The following is a 14747-nucleotide window of genomic DNA, read 5'->3' on the forward strand; positions in this document are numbered from 1 at the left end:
TGTGTGAGGCGGCGAAACGGATCAGGCGGCCGGGCGAGACCCCACGACGCCCTGCGTGACGGAGTCCGTGATCTCGAGGCTTTCCTCCTCGGACAGTTCCATCAATTCAGCAAGGCGGGTGCGGGCGCGGCCCACGCGGCTCTTGATCGTGCCTACGGCGACGCCGCAGACCTCTGCCGCCTCTTCGTAGGCCAGGCCCTGAGCGCCGATCAGCACCAGCGCCTCGCGCTGGGTATCGGGCAACTGGTCAAAGGCCACCTTGAAATCGCGAAGGTTCAGACGGCCATCGTGATCCGGTTTGGTCGCAAGACTTTCACCCATCGTGCCGTCGGCATCCTCGACCTCGCGCTTGCGTTTGCGCCGCAGCGAATAGAACGTGTTGCGCAGGATCGTGAACAGCCAAGCCCGCATGTTGGTGCCTTGCTGAAAGCTGTCGATGTTCGTCCATGCCTTGACCAGCGTCTCCTGCACCAAGTCATCCGCCGTCGCGGCGTTCCGGGTCAGCGACAGCGCAAAGGCGCGCAACGAGCCGATATGATCGGTCAGTTCCTCGCGGGGGTCACGCATCTTGCTGGCCCCCGCTGCTTTTCTTTTCTTCGGCAGCCTTCAATTGTGCCAGCAGATCGGTGAACCGATCAGGCACGGGCTGTTGGGCCATATCATCGAAGGCCTGCCTCAAGTTCCGGTCGATTTCATCGACGACTCTTGAATTGAGTTGTTTTCGCGTCATGTGTCTTGTCATCTTTGGATCTCGCAACGCCTCATTACGGAACCAAAACGTTGCAGCCTGCGTTCGGTTCCATAGGTAGCACTAATATTTGGAGCAACAAGCATGACGGCTCAGTCATCTTCGGACATGACAACCGCAATCGGCGGCAACCTTCCCTACCTGCGCCGCTACGCCCGCGCACTCACCGGGCGCCAGGACAGCGGCGACCGCTATGCCGCTGCAGCGCTTGAGGCGATCCTGAACGACCCCGAACTGTACGATGCCGGCCTGACCGACAAGGTCGCGTTGTTCCGCGTGTTCCATGCGATCTGGATGTCCTCGGGCATGCCGGTCGAAGATGGGGGCGAGACAGGGCTGGCGGCGCGGGCGCAGAAACACCTGTCGCGCTTGACGGAAAACACGCGCGAGGCGCTTTTGCTGCACACGATCGAGGAATTTTCGATCGAGGAGGTCGCCCAGATCATGCAGGTCTCGGCCGAGGAAGCGGGACAATATGTCGACACGGCCTTCCTGGAGATGCGCGATGCGATTTCCGGCAAGATCATGATCATCGAGGACGAAGCGGTCATCGCGATGGATCTTGAAAGCATCGTGATGGACATGGGACACCGTGTGACCGGGGTCGCCCGGACCGAGGCGGCGGCGTTGGATCTTGCCGGCAGCGAAGCCCCGGACCTGATCCTGTCGGACATCCAGCTGGCGGATGACTCCAGCGGTATCGACGCGGTCAACCAGATCCTTGCCCGCGACGGAGAGCGGCCCGTGATCTTCATCACCGCCTTCCCGGAACGTCTGCTGACAGGCGAGGGGCCGGAGCCGGCCTTCCTGATTTCCAAGCCGTACACCGAAAACCAGGTGCGGTCGGCGGTCAGCCAGGCGCTGTTCTTTGCCTCGACAGAGACATTGATCCGCTGACCGGATCGCTGGTGCGAACAAGAAAAGGCCCGCCGGTTTCGGCGGGCCTTTTGTTTGCGCAGGTCGGTGCCTCAGCTTTTTGCCAGAGCGCGCAGCATCCAGGCTGCCTTTTCGTGAAAGGCGCTGCGCGCGGTCGCCAAGTCTTCGGTCACAGGGTCACGATGCGTGTCGGCCAATGCGATCAGCGCATGCAGCCGGTGTGCCAGTTTCTCGTGATCATGGGCCAGTTCCTCGATCATGTCGGCGGTTGTCGCCTTGGCGGACACGTCGTCGACCCGCGATCTGTTGGTGATGTCGTCCAGACGCGCCGGCGCAAGATGGCCCAGGGCGCGGATCCGTTCGGCCAGTTCATCAGCCGCGGCAAAGAGATCCTGATACTGTTCTTCGGTCAGGTTGTGAACGGAAAAGAACAGCGGCCCTTCGACGTTCCAGTGAATTGCGTGGGTCTTGAACAGCAACCGGTAGGTGTCGGCCAATACGTCCGACAGGCCGCTTGCCAGGGTTTCGGTGTCCTTGACCCCGGTGGAAACGGAATCTTCGGTGGGAACGACCTTCAGCGAGTCAGTCATCTAAGTCTCCTGTTTCGTTGGTTAATCAGACAACGAACAGCATCCGGAAAGGTTCCGGACAAGGTGTCGCGGAACGCAAGGAGAGAGGTGGGCGTTTTCCTAAGAACAACCGCAGAGGAAGCAAAATGTCCCCACCTGACACTGACATCGAAAGACAAACGCGCCGCCATCGTCCTGCATTGACCGGCATCGGAACCGCAGGAGCGGTCGCCGCGGTATTGTTGGCAGGTCTTCTGGTCTACATCACCGTGAGCGCCGATGCGCCCGAGGGGGCAGAGACACAGATCGACGGGCGCACCGGAGCCGTGACATACGCTGATTGACCGCCGCAGATGAAAAGGCCCACGCTGTACCAGCGTGGGCCTTTTCCGTGATCGGATCTGGCAGTTCGGTCAGGCCAGGCGGCGCGTGGCGCGCGGGCCCGCGATCAGCCAGATGATGAAGCCCAGCAGTGGCAGCAACAGCACGAACAGCGTCCACAGGACCTTTCCGCCGGTGCTTGCGCTGGAATTGACGATGTTGACGATTGCCCAGACCGCGAGGCCCAACAGGATCAATCCGCCCAAACCTGCAATTTCGATACCCATGATAGTCTCCTTTCGGTTTCGTGTCGCGGTTCAGCCGCGCAGTGCGTCGATCAGTTCCGACTTGGTCATCTTCGAGCGGCCATCGACATCCAGTTCGCGCGCCCAGTCGTACAGTTCATCGCGGGTCCACTCTTCGTAAGGGGCCGCCTTGCCGCCCTTGCGGGACGGGGCCATGTTGTCGTTCGCCTGTGCATTGGCGATCGCCGCGGCCTTCGGCTTGGCATAGCCCTTGTCTCGCAGCGCCTGGTAGGTTTCGTCGTCCTTGATCGAGGGGCCGTGTTGCTTGGCCATCGCTTCGTCTCCTGCATACATGTCCCGCGTGCGACCGGCTTGGCGATTTTGCATTGCCGGCCGGTTTGAACGTGCGAAACTGTTCAGGGGTGAAACGCCCGGCGCCCTTGGCGGTTCCCTGCGTTTCGCGCCGCAGCCACCAAACTACGCGGTTTTTTTCGGGAACCGGCAGGCGAGAAGGAGCGTTGCGCAGGCATGGACAACAGCAATCGTGTCGGCGGGTTTCGCGCCCTGCCCAATGAGAAAACGCGTGCCGGCAAACTGCGCCGTTGCGGAATCGAAATAGAGTTTTCGGGAGTTGACGAGGCGAATACCGCGCAGATCGTGGCCCGGACGCTGGGCGGCGTGGTCAAGCAACAGGGGCAGCATCTGTTCACGATCGAGGACAGTGGCCTTGGCACGATCTGCGTCGAGCTGGACACGCGGTATGCAAAGCCCGGACAGCAGTTCCTGCCCGAAGGTGTGCTGGATGCCGCCCGCGCCGTCGTGCCCGTCGAAGTGGTCACGCCCCCATTGACGCCAGAGCAGATGGACCGGGTGCTGGACCTGACCGAGGCTCTTCGAAACGCTGGTGGCAAGGGTACGTCTGACAGCCTATTTGCCGGGTTCGGCATCCATTTCAATCCCGAGATCACCGGATACGACGATCCCTACATGCTGCGTACGGTGGTCGCCTATGGCCTTCTGGAACCTTGGCTGCGCGACTGGCGCCCGCTGGACATGTCGCGCCGCATCCTTCCCTTTGTCGATCCTTGGCCCGTGCAGTTCACCGATGCGCTTGTCACAGCCGAGGATCTGGACCTGGCGGTGCTCCGGGACTTGGTTCACAAACATCTCCACGGGCGGAACTACGGGCTGGATCTCTTGCCGATCCTGCATGCGCATGACCCCGATGGGTTTGCGGCGACCTTCGGAAAGGAGGCCAGCGGCGCCCGTCCTGCCTTTCACTTTCGCCTGCCGGATTGCCGTCTGGATGAGCCGGAATGGTCGATCGCGGACGAATGGGACCGATGGTGGCTGGTCGAAGCGCTGGCGACGGACGAGGCCCGCTTTGACAATTTGCACGAGGCCTGGCGGCGTGGTGGCGGACATGGCGGGCGCTGGGTAGAGGAAGTGATCCAGGTGATCGGCAAGAACGGCGAGGAGCTGTTCCGGTGAGCCGCCCGTTGATCGCAGTGACCACCTCGACACGCTCGGGGTGGCGCATTTTTCCGCTGGTGCGACTGAATCTCTGGTTGGCCGGGGCGCGTGCCCTGCGGTGGACAACGCGGTCGGACATCGACCTTGACCGCGTCGACGGCGTCATCATCGGTGGCGGCGACGACATCTCGCCCGATCTGTACGGTGCCCGTCTTGAAGTAACCGCGCGGTTGGACCATGACCGCGACGCGATGGAACACGACATCGCGCGCAAGGCGCTGTCCAGCGGCATCCCCGTGCTGGGCATCTGCCGCGGGGCACAGATGCTCAACGTCGCGGCGGGGGGGACTCTGCACCAGGATGCCTGGTCCCTCTATCCCGAGGCCCAGCCGATCAAGACCATCCTGCCGCGGCGCGAGGTACATGTCCAAGCAGGGACGCAACTGGCAGCCTGGTCGGGTGAGGCGCCGATGGCCGTCAACGCCCTGCATACCCAGGCCGTCGATCGGCTGGGCCGGGAATTTCGCGTCGCCGCGCGCGATACGCACGGCATGGTGCAGGCCATCGAACGCTGTCACGATCCCTTTGCGCTGGGCGTGCAGTGGCATCCCGAACACCTGTTTTATGCACATCGGCAGCGCGCGATCTTTCGCGCGCTAAGCCGCGCTGCATTGGCCTATTCAGAAGACCGGTCGCAAATCCTCTCGCCCGCATGAATGCCCCCTGAACACGGAAAAAGGCCCGCCGGAGTGGCGGGCCTTTTGTTCTTGTCAGCCGTTTGTTGTTCAGACCTTTGCCAGGATGTCATCCAGCGTCTTGCGGGCTTCGTCCTTGGTCTGGCCCAGCCGCTGCTGCAGTTTGCCTTCCAGCTGCTCGCGGTCGCCGCGAGCCTCTTCCAGTTCGTCTTCCGAAAGAACGCCATAGGCTTCGCGCAGCCGGCCTTTGATCTCTGTCCATTTTCCTTCGAGGCGATCCCTGTCCATCGGATATCTCCTTTGCATCTCATTGCCCGGAGCCGTTCCGGGCCTCTGTTGGTAGAACGCCCCGCGGGGCGATCCGTTCCACCTCAGGCGGCGTCTTCCAGAGCGCGGGTGATTGCAGTCTCGATCTCGTCCAGCGGATGGTTGGTCAGTACCTTCGGCAGGTCCAGCACCAGTTTGGAGGTGACCTCCTCGTGCATTTCCTCGCGCAGAGCGCTCAGCACCGGGCGGCTCGCAGCGATGATAAGCCGGTCGAACTTGCCGGCATGGGCGGCCTTGTAGAGGTCCTCGCTGATGGTCTTGGCAAAGCGTTCCTTTTCCAACTCGTGCCAATCGGTGTCATCCACGGCAGAGCGCTGTGCGCCGGGCCCGTCGTTGAAACGGCCGGGGCGGTTCTCGGCCCAGTCCTGTGCCTTGGGATTTTCCTGATCCGCGCGGTCCCGCACCACCAGGTGCAGATGCGCCTTGTCGCCCTTGTTCACCAGATACAGCGCCTTTTCTCCATCGGCGATCAGCACCCAGGTGCCATGCGGCACGCCCTTGGCTCTCATCATGTCGTGATCCTCCTTTGTTGTCCGTGGTGACATCGGGGCGGCCAGCCGGCTGCTCGCAGGCAGCGACTGCCCGGGCGCAGAGCGCGTTCGCTCTGCACGCTGGCAAGAAACCAACGCGCGAATGCGGGCCGGTGTTCCCTGCTCAGACGATGTCTTCGGTCACGCCAGGCAGTTCCTGCGCGAGGTCGGCGCCTTCTGCGGCGTCGAAGGGCACCAGGAAACCGCTCCGGTTCTCGGGGCGACGCAGGCCGTTGCGGCGGATCTCGTCGCGCCACAGGGGATAAAGCGTGTCCGGCGACATCGCCTCGGGGGCAAGCGGTTCATGCCACCAGTGCGACAACAGCCGGTGACGCGCCCGCGCCACGCGGTCCGGCTGGGTGATCTCGACCGCCAGTTCCGTATCCCAGCGCATTGACCGCCCGTTCAGGTTGGCGGAGCCGATCAGGACAGAGGCCGCATCGCGGATCAGCACCTTGTTGTGCACATGGATCAGCGGCGACCCGGCCAGCGTCTCGCAACTATCGCGGGCGGCCAGCACCGGGCGCACCGGCGTCGCGATCGTCAGCCGGTCGCCGAACGCCTCGCGCAGGGTGGCAACCGCCTGCTGGCGCAGGGCAAGACCATAGCGGGCGTCCAGGCTCTCGGAGGAGTCGAAGGCCACGTCCTCGGGCAGTCCCGGCATGACGATGATGGCGTTCAGGTCGCGATTGCGCGCTGCGGCCTCTGCCAGCGCCTCGGCGATCCGGCTGGAACGGATGAACTGGGTCTCGATATGGACCAGGTGGCGTGCCTTGCGAAAGGCCTCCAGGTGTGCCTCCTCGATTTCGGACACCAGCGTGCGGGGCGAGAGATAAGGCAGTTGCAGGCGCCGAGGCGCCGACAATGTCCGTTTCAGCCCGGGGCAGGGCGGCGGCGGCGCGCGGCCCTCGGTCACCTTTTGAAAACTTTCGAGGTGCGCACGTGCGGCGGCAGCCTCGGGGCCGCGCAGCATGACCTGCACGTCAGACCAGGTGTGCCGCGCAGGCCGATCATGATCTGGGGTGTCGTAGCGCCTTTCGTTCAGGTCCAATCCACCGACATAAAGCCATTCGTCGTCGATAACGGCCGCCTTGTGGTGATGGGACACCGTGTGCAGGTTCGGCATGACGGTCCGTTGCAGGCCGACCGCCTCGAACCGGCGTTCGACCGGGGTCGTTTCGCGCAGGCGTTCCCAGCGTCGGCGCAGGACCGCTGGCAGGAAGGCCAGGCGCGGCAGCATCCCGGCGCGCGCGCTGTGCTGGTGGGCGCGGATGTTCAGCTGATCCTTGCCCGCGCCTGTCGCCTCGGACAGGGCCACACCCTGTCGCACGGTCCGCCAGCTGAGTTCATGCAGTTCAGTGGCCATGACCGGGTCGAAATCGCTGACGGTCAGGTCGATCCGCACGCCGCGCTGCACGGCATGGGCGAGCAGGTCGAACCAGTCCGTGCCGATCTCGCGGGCCTCGGCGCTGCGCAGCTTGGTCGACAGGTCGAAGATCCGGAAACCGGCCACCACGTGCTTGCGTGCAGCCAGCACCGCCCGCTCGAACGCCGGCCAGGCCTCGTCGGCCGTGATCATCACTTCGAAGTCGCCGGCCATCCGGCCCCCCTGTCAGGCGCCGTAGGCGGCGCGTGGAAACATGACTGTCACCCGGTAACGTCCATCATCCGATGTGGTTTCCATCTTTCCGTCCAATTGCCGCAGAAAGGCGGCAATCATCTTCTGCGCCATGCCGTCCGGGAGCGGTGCCTCTGCCCCGGCGGCCAGGGGATCGGCGGGGGAGCTGTCGATGCACAGCTGCACCTCGTCACCGCCGCTCGAGGACAGCCGGACGCCGATCCGGTCGCGCGGGTCCGCATTGCAGGTTTGCCGGATCGCGGTGTTCAGCGTCTCGGCCACGAACAGCGACAGCGGGATGGCCTGGTCGGGATAGAGGGCCACATGCTCGAGCGCGGTGTCGATTTCGATCTTGCCGCGCGCGCCGACGAGGTCCTGCGTATCGCGGACCACCGCCTGCACCAGGTCAGCGGCGTCCACCGTCGTGCTGGTCGGCGTGTTGTAAAGCGCGCGGTGCAGCACGGCCATGCCGCGCACCCGACGCTGAAGCTCGGACACGACGTGCTTGGCCTCGTCGGTTTCCAGGTCACGCGACTGCATGTTCATGATCGAGGCGATCAGTTGCAGGTTGTTCTTGACCCGGTGATGCACCTCGCGCAGCAGCACTTCCTTGTCCTTGAGATCCTGTTCGCGGCGTTGTTCGCCCTCGGCGATCAGCAAGGCCATGCGGTTGAAGGCGCGCTGAGCCTCCTCCAGTTCCGCCGGCGGGTCGCGCAGGTCCAGCGTCGTTTCTTGGCGTTCGCCCAGGGCAAAGCGGCGCATCGCGTTGCGCAGTTGCGCGACATGGCGGATCACGAGCCGTTGGATGCCGAACAGGGCCACGCCGACCCCGGCCAGCCACATCAGCACTGGCAGCGAGGTGGCAATCGCGCTTTGCAGCCGGCTATCCGCATCGGGCACGGCCGAAAGCGGCCAGCTGCCCAGAAGCATGACCTTGCCCGGCACCATCTGCGTGACGGCGAAATAGCGCGTTTCGCCCGAACCACTGACCGCACGGAACGTCCGGCCCGGCTCCCGGAGGATCTCTGACATGGCCATGTCGCGCGGCAGGTAGTCAGGTGCTGCGTCACGTCCCAGCGACGCGGCAAGGATCTCGCCCTCTATGTCCAGCGCCGCCAGCCGCAACGCCCCGTCGTGGTCGGGATCTTCCAGGGTTTCATTCAGGGTCGCGTGGGGGATCGACAACGAGACAAAGCCGACCATCTCGCCGCCTTCGCGCACGGGATGCGTCACCATGACGATATCGCGCCCCGTCACGGCACCCTCGGGGTTGACCTGCACGCTGTCGCCGCCGCGGGCCATCACGGTCTTGAATGGCGCGCGGCGCGACAGGTCCATCCGGTCGGCGGTCGAACTGCAGGTCAGCCAGCCCGAGGATTCGATGAACCCGGCAAAGGCATAGGTCTCGTTGCTTTCGACAAAGCCCTTCAGGATGTCGCTGCAGTCTTCCGCGCCGAGCTTGGTGATCAGCACCGAAAGCCCCTGTGCCGCGGCCAGGGCGCTTTCGATGGTCTCGGCCTGAGGCGAGGCCTCGGCGCGCAACTGTGCCATCAGCGCGGCGCGGTTCTGTTCGCGCGCGCTCTCGATCACGGCCTGGGTCTGGTAGACTGCGATCAGACCCACCGGCAACATCGCAATTGTCATCAGGCAGGCAATGCGTGCCGGCAGGCTGCGTGCAAGTCGATAGAGGCTGTTCAGACGCTTGGGCATGAAAGGCGGGACGCAAAGGCAAGGGGACGGGCGAGGACACGCGGGGCGGCAATGGCCGCTATCGGGGGCACATGCCGTCGGTGCATGGCGGGACATGTCCTCGATCCCACGCGCCGCTCACGCGGATTTCGCCGTTGCCTGCTCATGCAGTATCCCCATCTGAAATTACAGTCCCCTAAGGGCGAATGCCGCAAGTCCCGAATTGGTTCCCAAGATTTTCTCGAGGCTCAGGCCTGCAGGCTGGTCAGGGGAATCTGCAACCGTCTCTGGAACATGCCCGCTTCTATCTGGGTGGTCATCTCACCCGCAAGCTGCCCCTCGACCGCGATCGAAAGAAGACGAGAGCCGAAACCCGAACGCGGCCGGGCCTCGGTGTCCCAGGACAGGCCGGTCTCTTCCCAGTTGATGACGACATCTTCGGACCCGCTGCGTTCCCATTTCACCGTTAGCTGCCCGCCGTCGGTGGAGAGGCCGCCATACTTGGCCGCATTGGTCGCCAGCTCGTGCAGGGCCAGTGTCAGATAGACTGCGGCCTTGGGACCCACGGGCACATGTTCGCCGTCGATCGTGATCCGCGTCTCGTGTCCCGACCCATGCGGTGCCAAGAGCTTGTGGGTCAGTGCATCCAGCGTGGTGGTCGCCCCTTCGCTGCGGCGAACGTTGACAACGGGCACGATCATCTCATGCGCATCGCTCAACGCCTTGAGCCGCGCGCCCACGCTTGCCGCCAGGGCCTCGGCGGTCTCGTGCGCGTTGCGCTCCATGCGCAGGATGCTGTTGATGACGGTAAAGAGGTTCTTCACGCGGTGCGTCAACTCCTGCATGACGATATCGCGCTCTTCGAGCGTCTCTCGCAGGCGAAGGTCGGATTCGATCATGTCCGCGATGTCGCGCATATTGGCGATGTCATCTGGCGTCCAGTCGCGCGGCTTGTCGTCGATGACGCAGAACGACCCCAGCACATGGCCGTCGGGGGACCGGATCGGCACGCCGAGGTAGGCCCTGACATTCATGTCCCGGACCGCGCCATTGTCACAGACCCGGCTGTCGGCCTCTGCATTCGGCACAACCAGCGGTTCCTCGGAAGAGACGACGTGCTGGCAGAAGGAATGGCTGAGCGGCGTACCGCGCTGCTCGGCGACGTCTCCGGTCAGCCCGGTCTCGGCGGAGAAGAATTGCCGTTCGTCGTCCACGAACGACACGAGGCTGACGGGAACATCCATCAGGCGTGCAGCGATGCGCGCGGCTCGTTGGTGTGCTCCGGGTGCGGGGCTGTCCATCAGCCCGGTCCGTTCCAGCGCCTGCAGGCGTTCCCGGTCCCGAAGCCGGTCTTGGTGGGTCACGTCCTCAACCTTTGTCGTGAATTCCGGAGTATCTTTCATCGGACCAACCCAATCATCAATGCATCACCTTGGGTAAGTAGGATTGAAAGGCCAAAAGAAAGCCCCTTCAGGCGTTTTTTTGCCTCTCCGCCCGGGAGGTTGGCATGTCTCCGACCAGGAAGGCGGGAACCTTTATGCGGCAGGGCACGTTCCTTTGCCAGAGCGCCACGGACGGCGCATAGGGAAAAACACAAGGAGACTTACCATGCTTGGCTGGGCCCTGACGTTCCTCATCATCGCACTTATCGCCGCTGCACTTGGGTTCGGCGGCATCGCCGGCGCATCTGCCGGGATTGCGCAAATCCTGTTCTTCGTTTTCCTCGTTCTCTTCGTCGTGTCGCTGGTGGCGCGCGTGGTCCGAGGATGACTTGAGCCTCGGCCCGGCAAGGTCCGGGCCGCGCATCTTCCAAAGTCACTGACAAAGGACGGACGACATGAGCAAGAACACCCAAGACCGCCATCGCAACGGCGCCTCCGACGCCGCAGAGGCAGGCGCCGCCTATGCCCGCGCCGCAGGCGATCGGCTGGATGAGGCGCAGGCGTCCATCGACCGGGCCATCGAAGAAGGCCGGGACGAGATCGAGCGTGCCGCGCGCCACTCCACGCAGATGGTGCGGGACAACCCTGTCCTTGCTGTTGCCGGTGCCGTTGGTGTCGGGCTCCTGCTGGGACTGGCAATGCGCAAGAAGGGATGATCTGCCAGTGACTTGGCCGTTGAAAAGGGCGCCGCATCAGCGGCGCCCTTTTCCTTTCGGCGGACGGTTCGGCGACCGAAGGCGGAACCTTTCGCGCCGCCGGCAGTTCATTTTGCAACGGACGCAATCCAGGGGACACCTTCCGATGACCCGCAAGACGCAAGACCGCAAACCCTCTCGCTCTACCGGAAAAAAGCAAGCTGCGCGCGACGCGGGCACCTTGGCGCTGCGCGCCGGCGCGGGCGGTCCTGCGGGGCTGATCTCGCAGGCGTTGGGCGTCGCCCGCCGGTATCCGGCACTCGCCTTGGCGGCCACCGCCTTGGCCGGTTACGCAGCCGGTCGCCGTGCGCAGCGGCGCGGAACATATCTGCCGCCCCGCGACACCAAGGTGCGCGATGCATGGGCGCCGCGCAACAGCGGCGCCCGAGGCGCCCACCCACCCGCTCAGGATCACCGCAACCTTCTGACACGGATGCAGATGGAGGAACATGATGAGCGGTCCTGACCTGCGCGACGCACCGCGCATTCTGACCGAGGTTCTGCGCCAGGTGACCTCCCTGCTGCAAAGCGAGATGCGGCTTGCGCGGGCCGAAATCGGGGAGAACCTGTCGCGGGCCGGGACGGGCCTGGTGTTCTACGCCTTGGCGTTGGTCCTGATCATCGCGGGAGTGAATGCGCTCGCGACCGCCGGGATCGCCTGGATGGAAACGCGCGGCCTGACGCTGGTCGAGGCTGCGGGCGGAATGGGGGGCGGCCTCTTGGTGCTTGCCCTGATTTGCGTGTTGATCGCCCGCAAACGGATCAACGCCCGGGTCCTGACGCCCAAGCGCAGCCTGAACAACGTCAAACGCGATCTGGAAACCCTGCAGGAGGTCCGCCGTGGCTGAGATCGAGAAACTCGAAATGCGGGCGGCCGAAGACCGCGCCCGGCTGAAAATCGCGCTGGAGGCGCTGGGCGGAAGCACCAGCAAAAGCGCCATCGCCGCGCCGTTGACCGGGGCCGCGATGGGACAGGCCGGACGCCTGGGCCGGGGCGCTGTCGGCGCGGCGGGCCGCAACCCGACGGCTGCGGCGCTGATCGGCCTTGGCGTGGGCCTGTTCGCAACGGGAACGGGGGCACGATCCTCCGGCTCTGCCAAGGATGATGCCCCGAAAAGCCGCGCACCGATGTTGACAGCCGGGGCGCTGGTCCTTGGTGCAGGCGCCTTGGCCGGCGCGCTTCTGCCTGGCTTGGGCCGTGACAGTCACGGCGACGATTGATCTGCGAGACCTGACCATGCTCACCACCGTTCTCAGCGAACGCGCGCAACGCGTGATGCTGCTGATCCTCACCGTGATCGCCTTGACCGGCGCCCTGCAACTGGGTCAGCAACTGCTTGCGCCCATTGTCTTTGCGGTGGTCTTGGGCATCGTCGTTTCACCTTTGGCCGAACGCCTGACCGACGTTGGCATCCCGCGGGTCGCGGTTGCGATCCTCTTGCTGCTGGTCACGACCAGCCTGATCGCGCTGCTGATCCTGATGATCGAGCCGCTCCTCAACATGTTCATCGAACAACTGCCCCGGCTCAAGGCCGCGGCGACACGCTGGATCGCCTCGCTCTCGGACGTGCTTCGCGGGATCGAGACAATCAGCGAAGAGATCGAAGGCGCCAAGCCCGCGGCCGAAGACGGTGAAAGCGCGCTGCCAACCGTGCGGGACGCGCTGTGGATGGCGCCCAACTTTGGTGCGCAGTTCTTTGTCTTTGTCGGCACGCTGTTCTTCTTCGTGCTCACCCGCAACGATCTTTATTCCGCCGTCGGCTCGTTGGAGCCGAAACTGCGCAAGGCCGACCGCGCCGTGGCCCGCTACTTTGCCGCCGTGACGCTGGTCAACGCGGGGCTGGGCGTCGTGACGGCGTTGATCATGCTGGCCATCGGTGTCGAGTATCCCATGCTCTGGGGGCTGGCGGCCGCCATCCTGAATTACATGCTGTACCTTGGGCCGCTGCTGATCATCTTCGGTCTGGCCATCGCCGGGTTGTTGCAGTTTACCGGCGCCATGTCCCTGCTGCCGCCTGCCTTGTTCCTGCTGGCCAATTTCACCGAGGCCAATTTCGTCACCCCCTGGGTGGTCGGGCAGAGGCTGGCGATGAATCCGCTGGGGGTCTTCGTGGCAATCGTCTTTGGCCTCTGGCTCTGGGGGCCGGTCGGGGCAATCGTGGCGCTTCCGGTGTTGCTGTGGTTCGGCGTCTTGATGAGACCCGAGATGCTGAAGCGACCATCGGGTGCCGAGCAGTTGCAACCGGCAGAGTAGGCGCGGTCAGGCGTCCAGATCGGCCAGCCGGTCGGTCAGCCGCCGGCGTTCTCGCGCGGTCATCAGCCCTGCCTCGCCATGCGCGCGCAGGTCGTCCAGCAGGTCCGAAATGGCGTTGCGACCGTCCTCTGGCATCGCGCCGCGCAGCCGCACCAGCGCCTCTGCCACCGCGGTCAGCACATCGCCGAAACCTGCCGCGTCACGGGTGATGTCGCGAAAGCCGGCTTCGACCAGATCACCGGCGCCCAGTTCGCCCAGGAACACGCGGTCATAGACAGGGTCTTCGGTTTCGGGCGGGTTCAGCGCCCAGTCCCACAGCAGCCGTTCCAGCCGCGCGATCACGTCGATGGCGGTCTTGGGGTCGTTGATCCCGGGAGACAGCGCCTTGGAGGCGGATTCCCTGAGCGCCTGCAGCGCATAGGCCGGGTCCTGTTCATAGGTTCGGTCGGTGGCCAGCACAAAACAGGCGGCGAACTTCTCGGGCTCGTCGCAGCCGTGCAACAGGCCCAGACGCTGACTGCGCAGAACGATGTCTCCGGGCAGATGGTCCAGATGGACCCGGGCCTCATGGGATTTCGCCAGTTTCTGCAACTCGTCCATGTCGATGCGCCGCAGAAAGCCAGAGCGCGACGCCTCGATTGCGACGCCGTCCGCGGGCATCTCCGCCAGCTTGCAGCCCCCCAGCCGGGGCAGGCGCCGCTGTTGGTACAGGATTTCACGCGCGGTCTGTTCGGCGCGCAGCAACGCATATTCCAAGCTGCCGATCCGCGACAATTGCCCGATCCAGCGCACCAGCGAGACCACGATGGCGGCCACTACGAAAACCGTGACGGCAAAGACGATCACCGAGGCGCTGTCGGAATAGTATCCGGCGCGGTAAAGGATGATCGAGGAGAGGGCAAAGACGAAGGCCCCGATGAAGGTCGCCAGCATCGTCTGGGTCGAGGTGTCTTCCATCAGCAGGCGGTGAATGCGCGGCGTGGTCTGCTGGGCCAGCGTGCGGTGGGTCGAAACCATGACCCCCAGCGAAAAGGTGGCCACAGCCAGCATGCCATTGGCAAGGATGGTCAGGATCGGCATGGTCGCGTCTTCGGAAAAGCGATCACGCGGGCCGTCCGGGATCAACGGCCCCAGCAGTTCAGCCGACAGTGCGGCCAGTACCGACAGAGCGGACAGCAATGCGACCCGGACCCAGAGAATGCGGCTGATCCGACGCAGGGTCAGCATCGTCTGGACCAGTTTCATCGTGTGCTTGCCTGCCATGC

At 64.3% G+C, this 14747-nt stretch carries 20 protein-coding genes; 9 read left to right on the top strand and 11 right to left on the bottom strand.

The features are described 5' to 3' along the window. Window positions 1-21: 21 nt before the first annotated feature. The gene (locus ACQY5B_RS03755) at window positions 22-567 is read right to left on the bottom strand and encodes an RNA polymerase sigma factor (RefSeq protein ID WP_305969593.1); all 546 of its coding nucleotides are present in this window, start codon (window positions 565-567) and stop codon (window positions 22-24) included. Continuing rightward, entirely contained in the window at window positions 560-730 is a 171-nt protein-coding gene (locus ACQY5B_RS03760) for a NepR family anti-sigma factor (protein ID WP_305969592.1), read from the bottom strand. The genes ACQY5B_RS03755 and ACQY5B_RS03760 overlap by 8 nt, the downstream gene beginning before the upstream one ends. Before the next feature lie 102 nt (window positions 731-832). On the opposite strand from ACQY5B_RS03760, the gene ACQY5B_RS03765 reads away from it, so the two are divergent. Beyond that, on the top strand, window positions 833-1645 hold the full coding sequence (locus ACQY5B_RS03765) for a response regulator (RefSeq protein ID WP_420326311.1): 813 nt from the start codon (window positions 833-835) through the stop codon (window positions 1643-1645). Between the two features lie 71 nt (window positions 1646-1716). Here the strand turns inward: ACQY5B_RS03765 and ACQY5B_RS03770 are convergent, their stop codons facing one another. From ACQY5B_RS03770 to ACQY5B_RS03780, 3 genes are all read right to left on the bottom strand, one after another. Further along, a complete protein-coding gene (locus ACQY5B_RS03770; RefSeq protein WP_420326310.1) occupies window positions 1717-2214 on the bottom strand; it encodes a Dps family protein in 498 nt (165 codons plus the stop codon). Window positions 2215-2606: 392 nt separating this feature from the next. Continuing rightward, window positions 2607-2795: a PLDc N-terminal domain-containing protein gene (locus ACQY5B_RS03775; RefSeq protein WP_371931736.1), complete on the bottom strand. Its 189-nt coding sequence runs from the start codon at window positions 2793-2795 to the stop codon at window positions 2607-2609. 36 nt (window positions 2796-2831) lie between these two features. After that, window positions 2832-3092 carry a DUF7218 family protein gene (locus ACQY5B_RS03780; RefSeq protein WP_420326309.1) on the bottom strand — a complete coding sequence of 87 codons (261 nt, stop codon included), beginning with the start codon at window positions 3090-3092 and terminating at the stop codon, window positions 2832-2834. A gap of 195 nt (window positions 3093-3287) precedes the next feature. Between ACQY5B_RS03780 and ACQY5B_RS03785 the strand changes: the two genes are divergently transcribed. Beyond that, the gene (locus ACQY5B_RS03785; RefSeq protein WP_420326308.1) at window positions 3288-4250 is read left to right on the top strand and encodes an amidoligase family protein; all 963 of its coding nucleotides are present in this window, start codon (window positions 3288-3290) and stop codon (window positions 4248-4250) included. Beyond that, entirely contained in the window at window positions 4247-4948 is a 702-nt protein-coding gene (locus ACQY5B_RS03790) for a gamma-glutamyl-gamma-aminobutyrate hydrolase family protein (RefSeq protein ID WP_420326307.1), read from the top strand. The genes ACQY5B_RS03785 and ACQY5B_RS03790 overlap by 4 nt, the downstream gene beginning before the upstream one ends. Window positions 4949-5017: 69 nt before the next feature. On the opposite strand, the gene ACQY5B_RS03795 is transcribed toward ACQY5B_RS03790, so the two are convergent. The 5 genes from ACQY5B_RS03795 to ACQY5B_RS03815 form a co-directional block, all read right to left on the bottom strand. Next, complete coding sequence (locus tag ACQY5B_RS03795) at window positions 5018-5215, bottom strand: CsbD family protein (RefSeq protein ID WP_305969584.1); 198 nt, start codon at window positions 5213-5215, stop codon at window positions 5018-5020. Window positions 5216-5298: 83 nt separating this feature from the next. Then, window positions 5299-5766, bottom strand: coding sequence for a baeRF12 domain-containing protein (locus ACQY5B_RS03800; RefSeq protein ID WP_420326306.1), 468 nt, complete (start codon window positions 5764-5766; stop codon window positions 5299-5301). Window positions 5767-5908: 142 nt separating this feature from the next. Next, window positions 5909-7384, bottom strand: coding sequence for a phospholipase D family protein (locus ACQY5B_RS03805; protein WP_420326305.1), 1476 nt, complete (start codon window positions 7382-7384; stop codon window positions 5909-5911). Window positions 7385-7396: 12 nt separating this feature from the next. Next, window positions 7397-9046 (bottom strand): sensor histidine kinase, encoded by a 1650-nt coding sequence (locus tag ACQY5B_RS03810; protein WP_420326304.1) that lies wholly within the window; start codon window positions 9044-9046, stop codon window positions 7397-7399. A 293-nt stretch (window positions 9047-9339) separates the two neighbouring features. Continuing rightward, the gene (locus ACQY5B_RS03815) at window positions 9340-10455 is read right to left on the bottom strand and encodes a GAF domain-containing protein (RefSeq protein WP_420326303.1); all 1116 of its coding nucleotides are present in this window, start codon (window positions 10453-10455) and stop codon (window positions 9340-9342) included. A 244-nt stretch (window positions 10456-10699) separates the two neighbouring features. Here ACQY5B_RS03815 and ACQY5B_RS03820 point away from each other — a divergent pair, with 244 nt between their 5' ends. From ACQY5B_RS03820 to ACQY5B_RS03845, 6 genes are all read left to right on the top strand, one after another. Continuing rightward, window positions 10700-10861: a DUF1328 family protein gene (locus tag ACQY5B_RS03820; RefSeq protein ID WP_219514833.1), complete on the top strand. Its 162-nt coding sequence runs from the start codon at window positions 10700-10702 to the stop codon at window positions 10859-10861. A gap of 67 nt (window positions 10862-10928) precedes the next feature. Continuing rightward, complete coding sequence (locus tag ACQY5B_RS03825; RefSeq protein WP_420326302.1) at window positions 10929-11189, top strand: hypothetical protein; 261 nt, start codon at window positions 10929-10931, stop codon at window positions 11187-11189. 145 nt (window positions 11190-11334) lie between these two features. Further along, entirely contained in the window at window positions 11335-11694 is a 360-nt protein-coding gene (locus ACQY5B_RS03830; RefSeq protein ID WP_305969578.1) for a hypothetical protein, read from the top strand. Beyond that, a complete protein-coding gene (locus tag ACQY5B_RS03835; RefSeq protein WP_305969577.1) occupies window positions 11681-12076 on the top strand; it encodes a phage holin family protein in 396 nt (131 codons plus the stop codon). Before ACQY5B_RS03830 ends, ACQY5B_RS03835 begins: the two co-directional genes overlap by 14 nt. Beyond that, a complete protein-coding gene (locus tag ACQY5B_RS03840) occupies window positions 12069-12449 on the top strand; it encodes a hypothetical protein (RefSeq protein ID WP_305969576.1) in 381 nt (126 codons plus the stop codon). Before ACQY5B_RS03835 ends, ACQY5B_RS03840 begins: the two co-directional genes overlap by 8 nt. Window positions 12450-12465: 16 nt before the next feature. Continuing rightward, window positions 12466-13482: an AI-2E family transporter gene (locus tag ACQY5B_RS03845; RefSeq protein ID WP_420326301.1), complete on the top strand. Its 1017-nt coding sequence runs from the start codon at window positions 12466-12468 to the stop codon at window positions 13480-13482. Window positions 13483-13488: 6 nt separating this feature from the next. Here the strand turns inward: ACQY5B_RS03845 and ACQY5B_RS03850 are convergent, their stop codons facing one another. Beyond that, window positions 13489-14745, bottom strand: a complete 1257-nt coding sequence (locus tag ACQY5B_RS03850; protein ID WP_420326300.1) for a DUF2254 domain-containing protein — start codon at window positions 14743-14745, stop codon at window positions 13489-13491. Between the last annotated feature and the right edge of the window lie 2 nt (window positions 14746-14747).

This window comes from Antarctobacter sp., from assembly GCF_965277915.1.
Lineage (GTDB): Bacteria > Pseudomonadota > Alphaproteobacteria > Rhodobacterales > Rhodobacteraceae > Antarctobacter.

Coding starts and splice junctions, on each gene's coding strand:
- ACQY5B_RS03755 (WP_305969593.1), bottom strand. CDS start 567: ATGCGTGACCCCCGCGAGGAACTGACCGATCATATCGGCTCGTTGCGC.
- ACQY5B_RS03760 (WP_305969592.1), bottom strand. CDS start 730: ATGACGCGAAAACAACTCAATTCAAGAGTCGTCGATGAAATCGACCGG.
- ACQY5B_RS03765 (WP_420326311.1), top strand. CDS start 833: ATGACGGCTCAGTCATCTTCGGACATGACAACCGCAATCGGCGGCAAC.
- ACQY5B_RS03770 (WP_420326310.1), bottom strand. CDS start 2,214: ATGACTGACTCGCTGAAGGTCGTTCCCACCGAAGATTCCGTTTCCACC.
- ACQY5B_RS03780 (WP_420326309.1), bottom strand. CDS start 3,092: ATGGCCAAGCAACACGGCCCCTCGATCAAGGACGACGAAACCTACCAG.
- ACQY5B_RS03785 (WP_420326308.1), top strand. CDS start 3,288: ATGGACAACAGCAATCGTGTCGGCGGGTTTCGCGCCCTGCCCAATGAG.
- ACQY5B_RS03795 (WP_305969584.1), bottom strand. CDS start 5,215: ATGGACAGGGATCGCCTCGAAGGAAAATGGACAGAGATCAAAGGCCGG.
- ACQY5B_RS03800 (WP_420326306.1), bottom strand. CDS start 5,766: ATGATGAGAGCCAAGGGCGTGCCGCATGGCACCTGGGTGCTGATCGCC.
- ACQY5B_RS03805 (WP_420326305.1), bottom strand. CDS start 7,384: ATGGCCGGCGACTTCGAAGTGATGATCACGGCCGACGAGGCCTGGCCG.
- ACQY5B_RS03810 (WP_420326304.1), bottom strand. CDS start 9,046: ATGACAATTGCGATGTTGCCGGTGGGTCTGATCGCAGTCTACCAGACC.
- ACQY5B_RS03820 (WP_219514833.1), top strand. CDS start 10,700: ATGCTTGGCTGGGCCCTGACGTTCCTCATCATCGCACTTATCGCCGCT.
- ACQY5B_RS03825 (WP_420326302.1), top strand. CDS start 10,929: ATGAGCAAGAACACCCAAGACCGCCATCGCAACGGCGCCTCCGACGCC.
- ACQY5B_RS03830 (WP_305969578.1), top strand. CDS start 11,335: ATGACCCGCAAGACGCAAGACCGCAAACCCTCTCGCTCTACCGGAAAA.
- ACQY5B_RS03835 (WP_305969577.1), top strand. CDS start 11,681: ATGAGCGGTCCTGACCTGCGCGACGCACCGCGCATTCTGACCGAGGTT.
- ACQY5B_RS03845 (WP_420326301.1), top strand. CDS start 12,466: ATGCTCACCACCGTTCTCAGCGAACGCGCGCAACGCGTGATGCTGCTG.
- ACQY5B_RS03850 (WP_420326300.1), bottom strand. CDS start 14,745: ATGGCAGGCAAGCACACGATGAAACTGGTCCAGACGATGCTGACCCTG.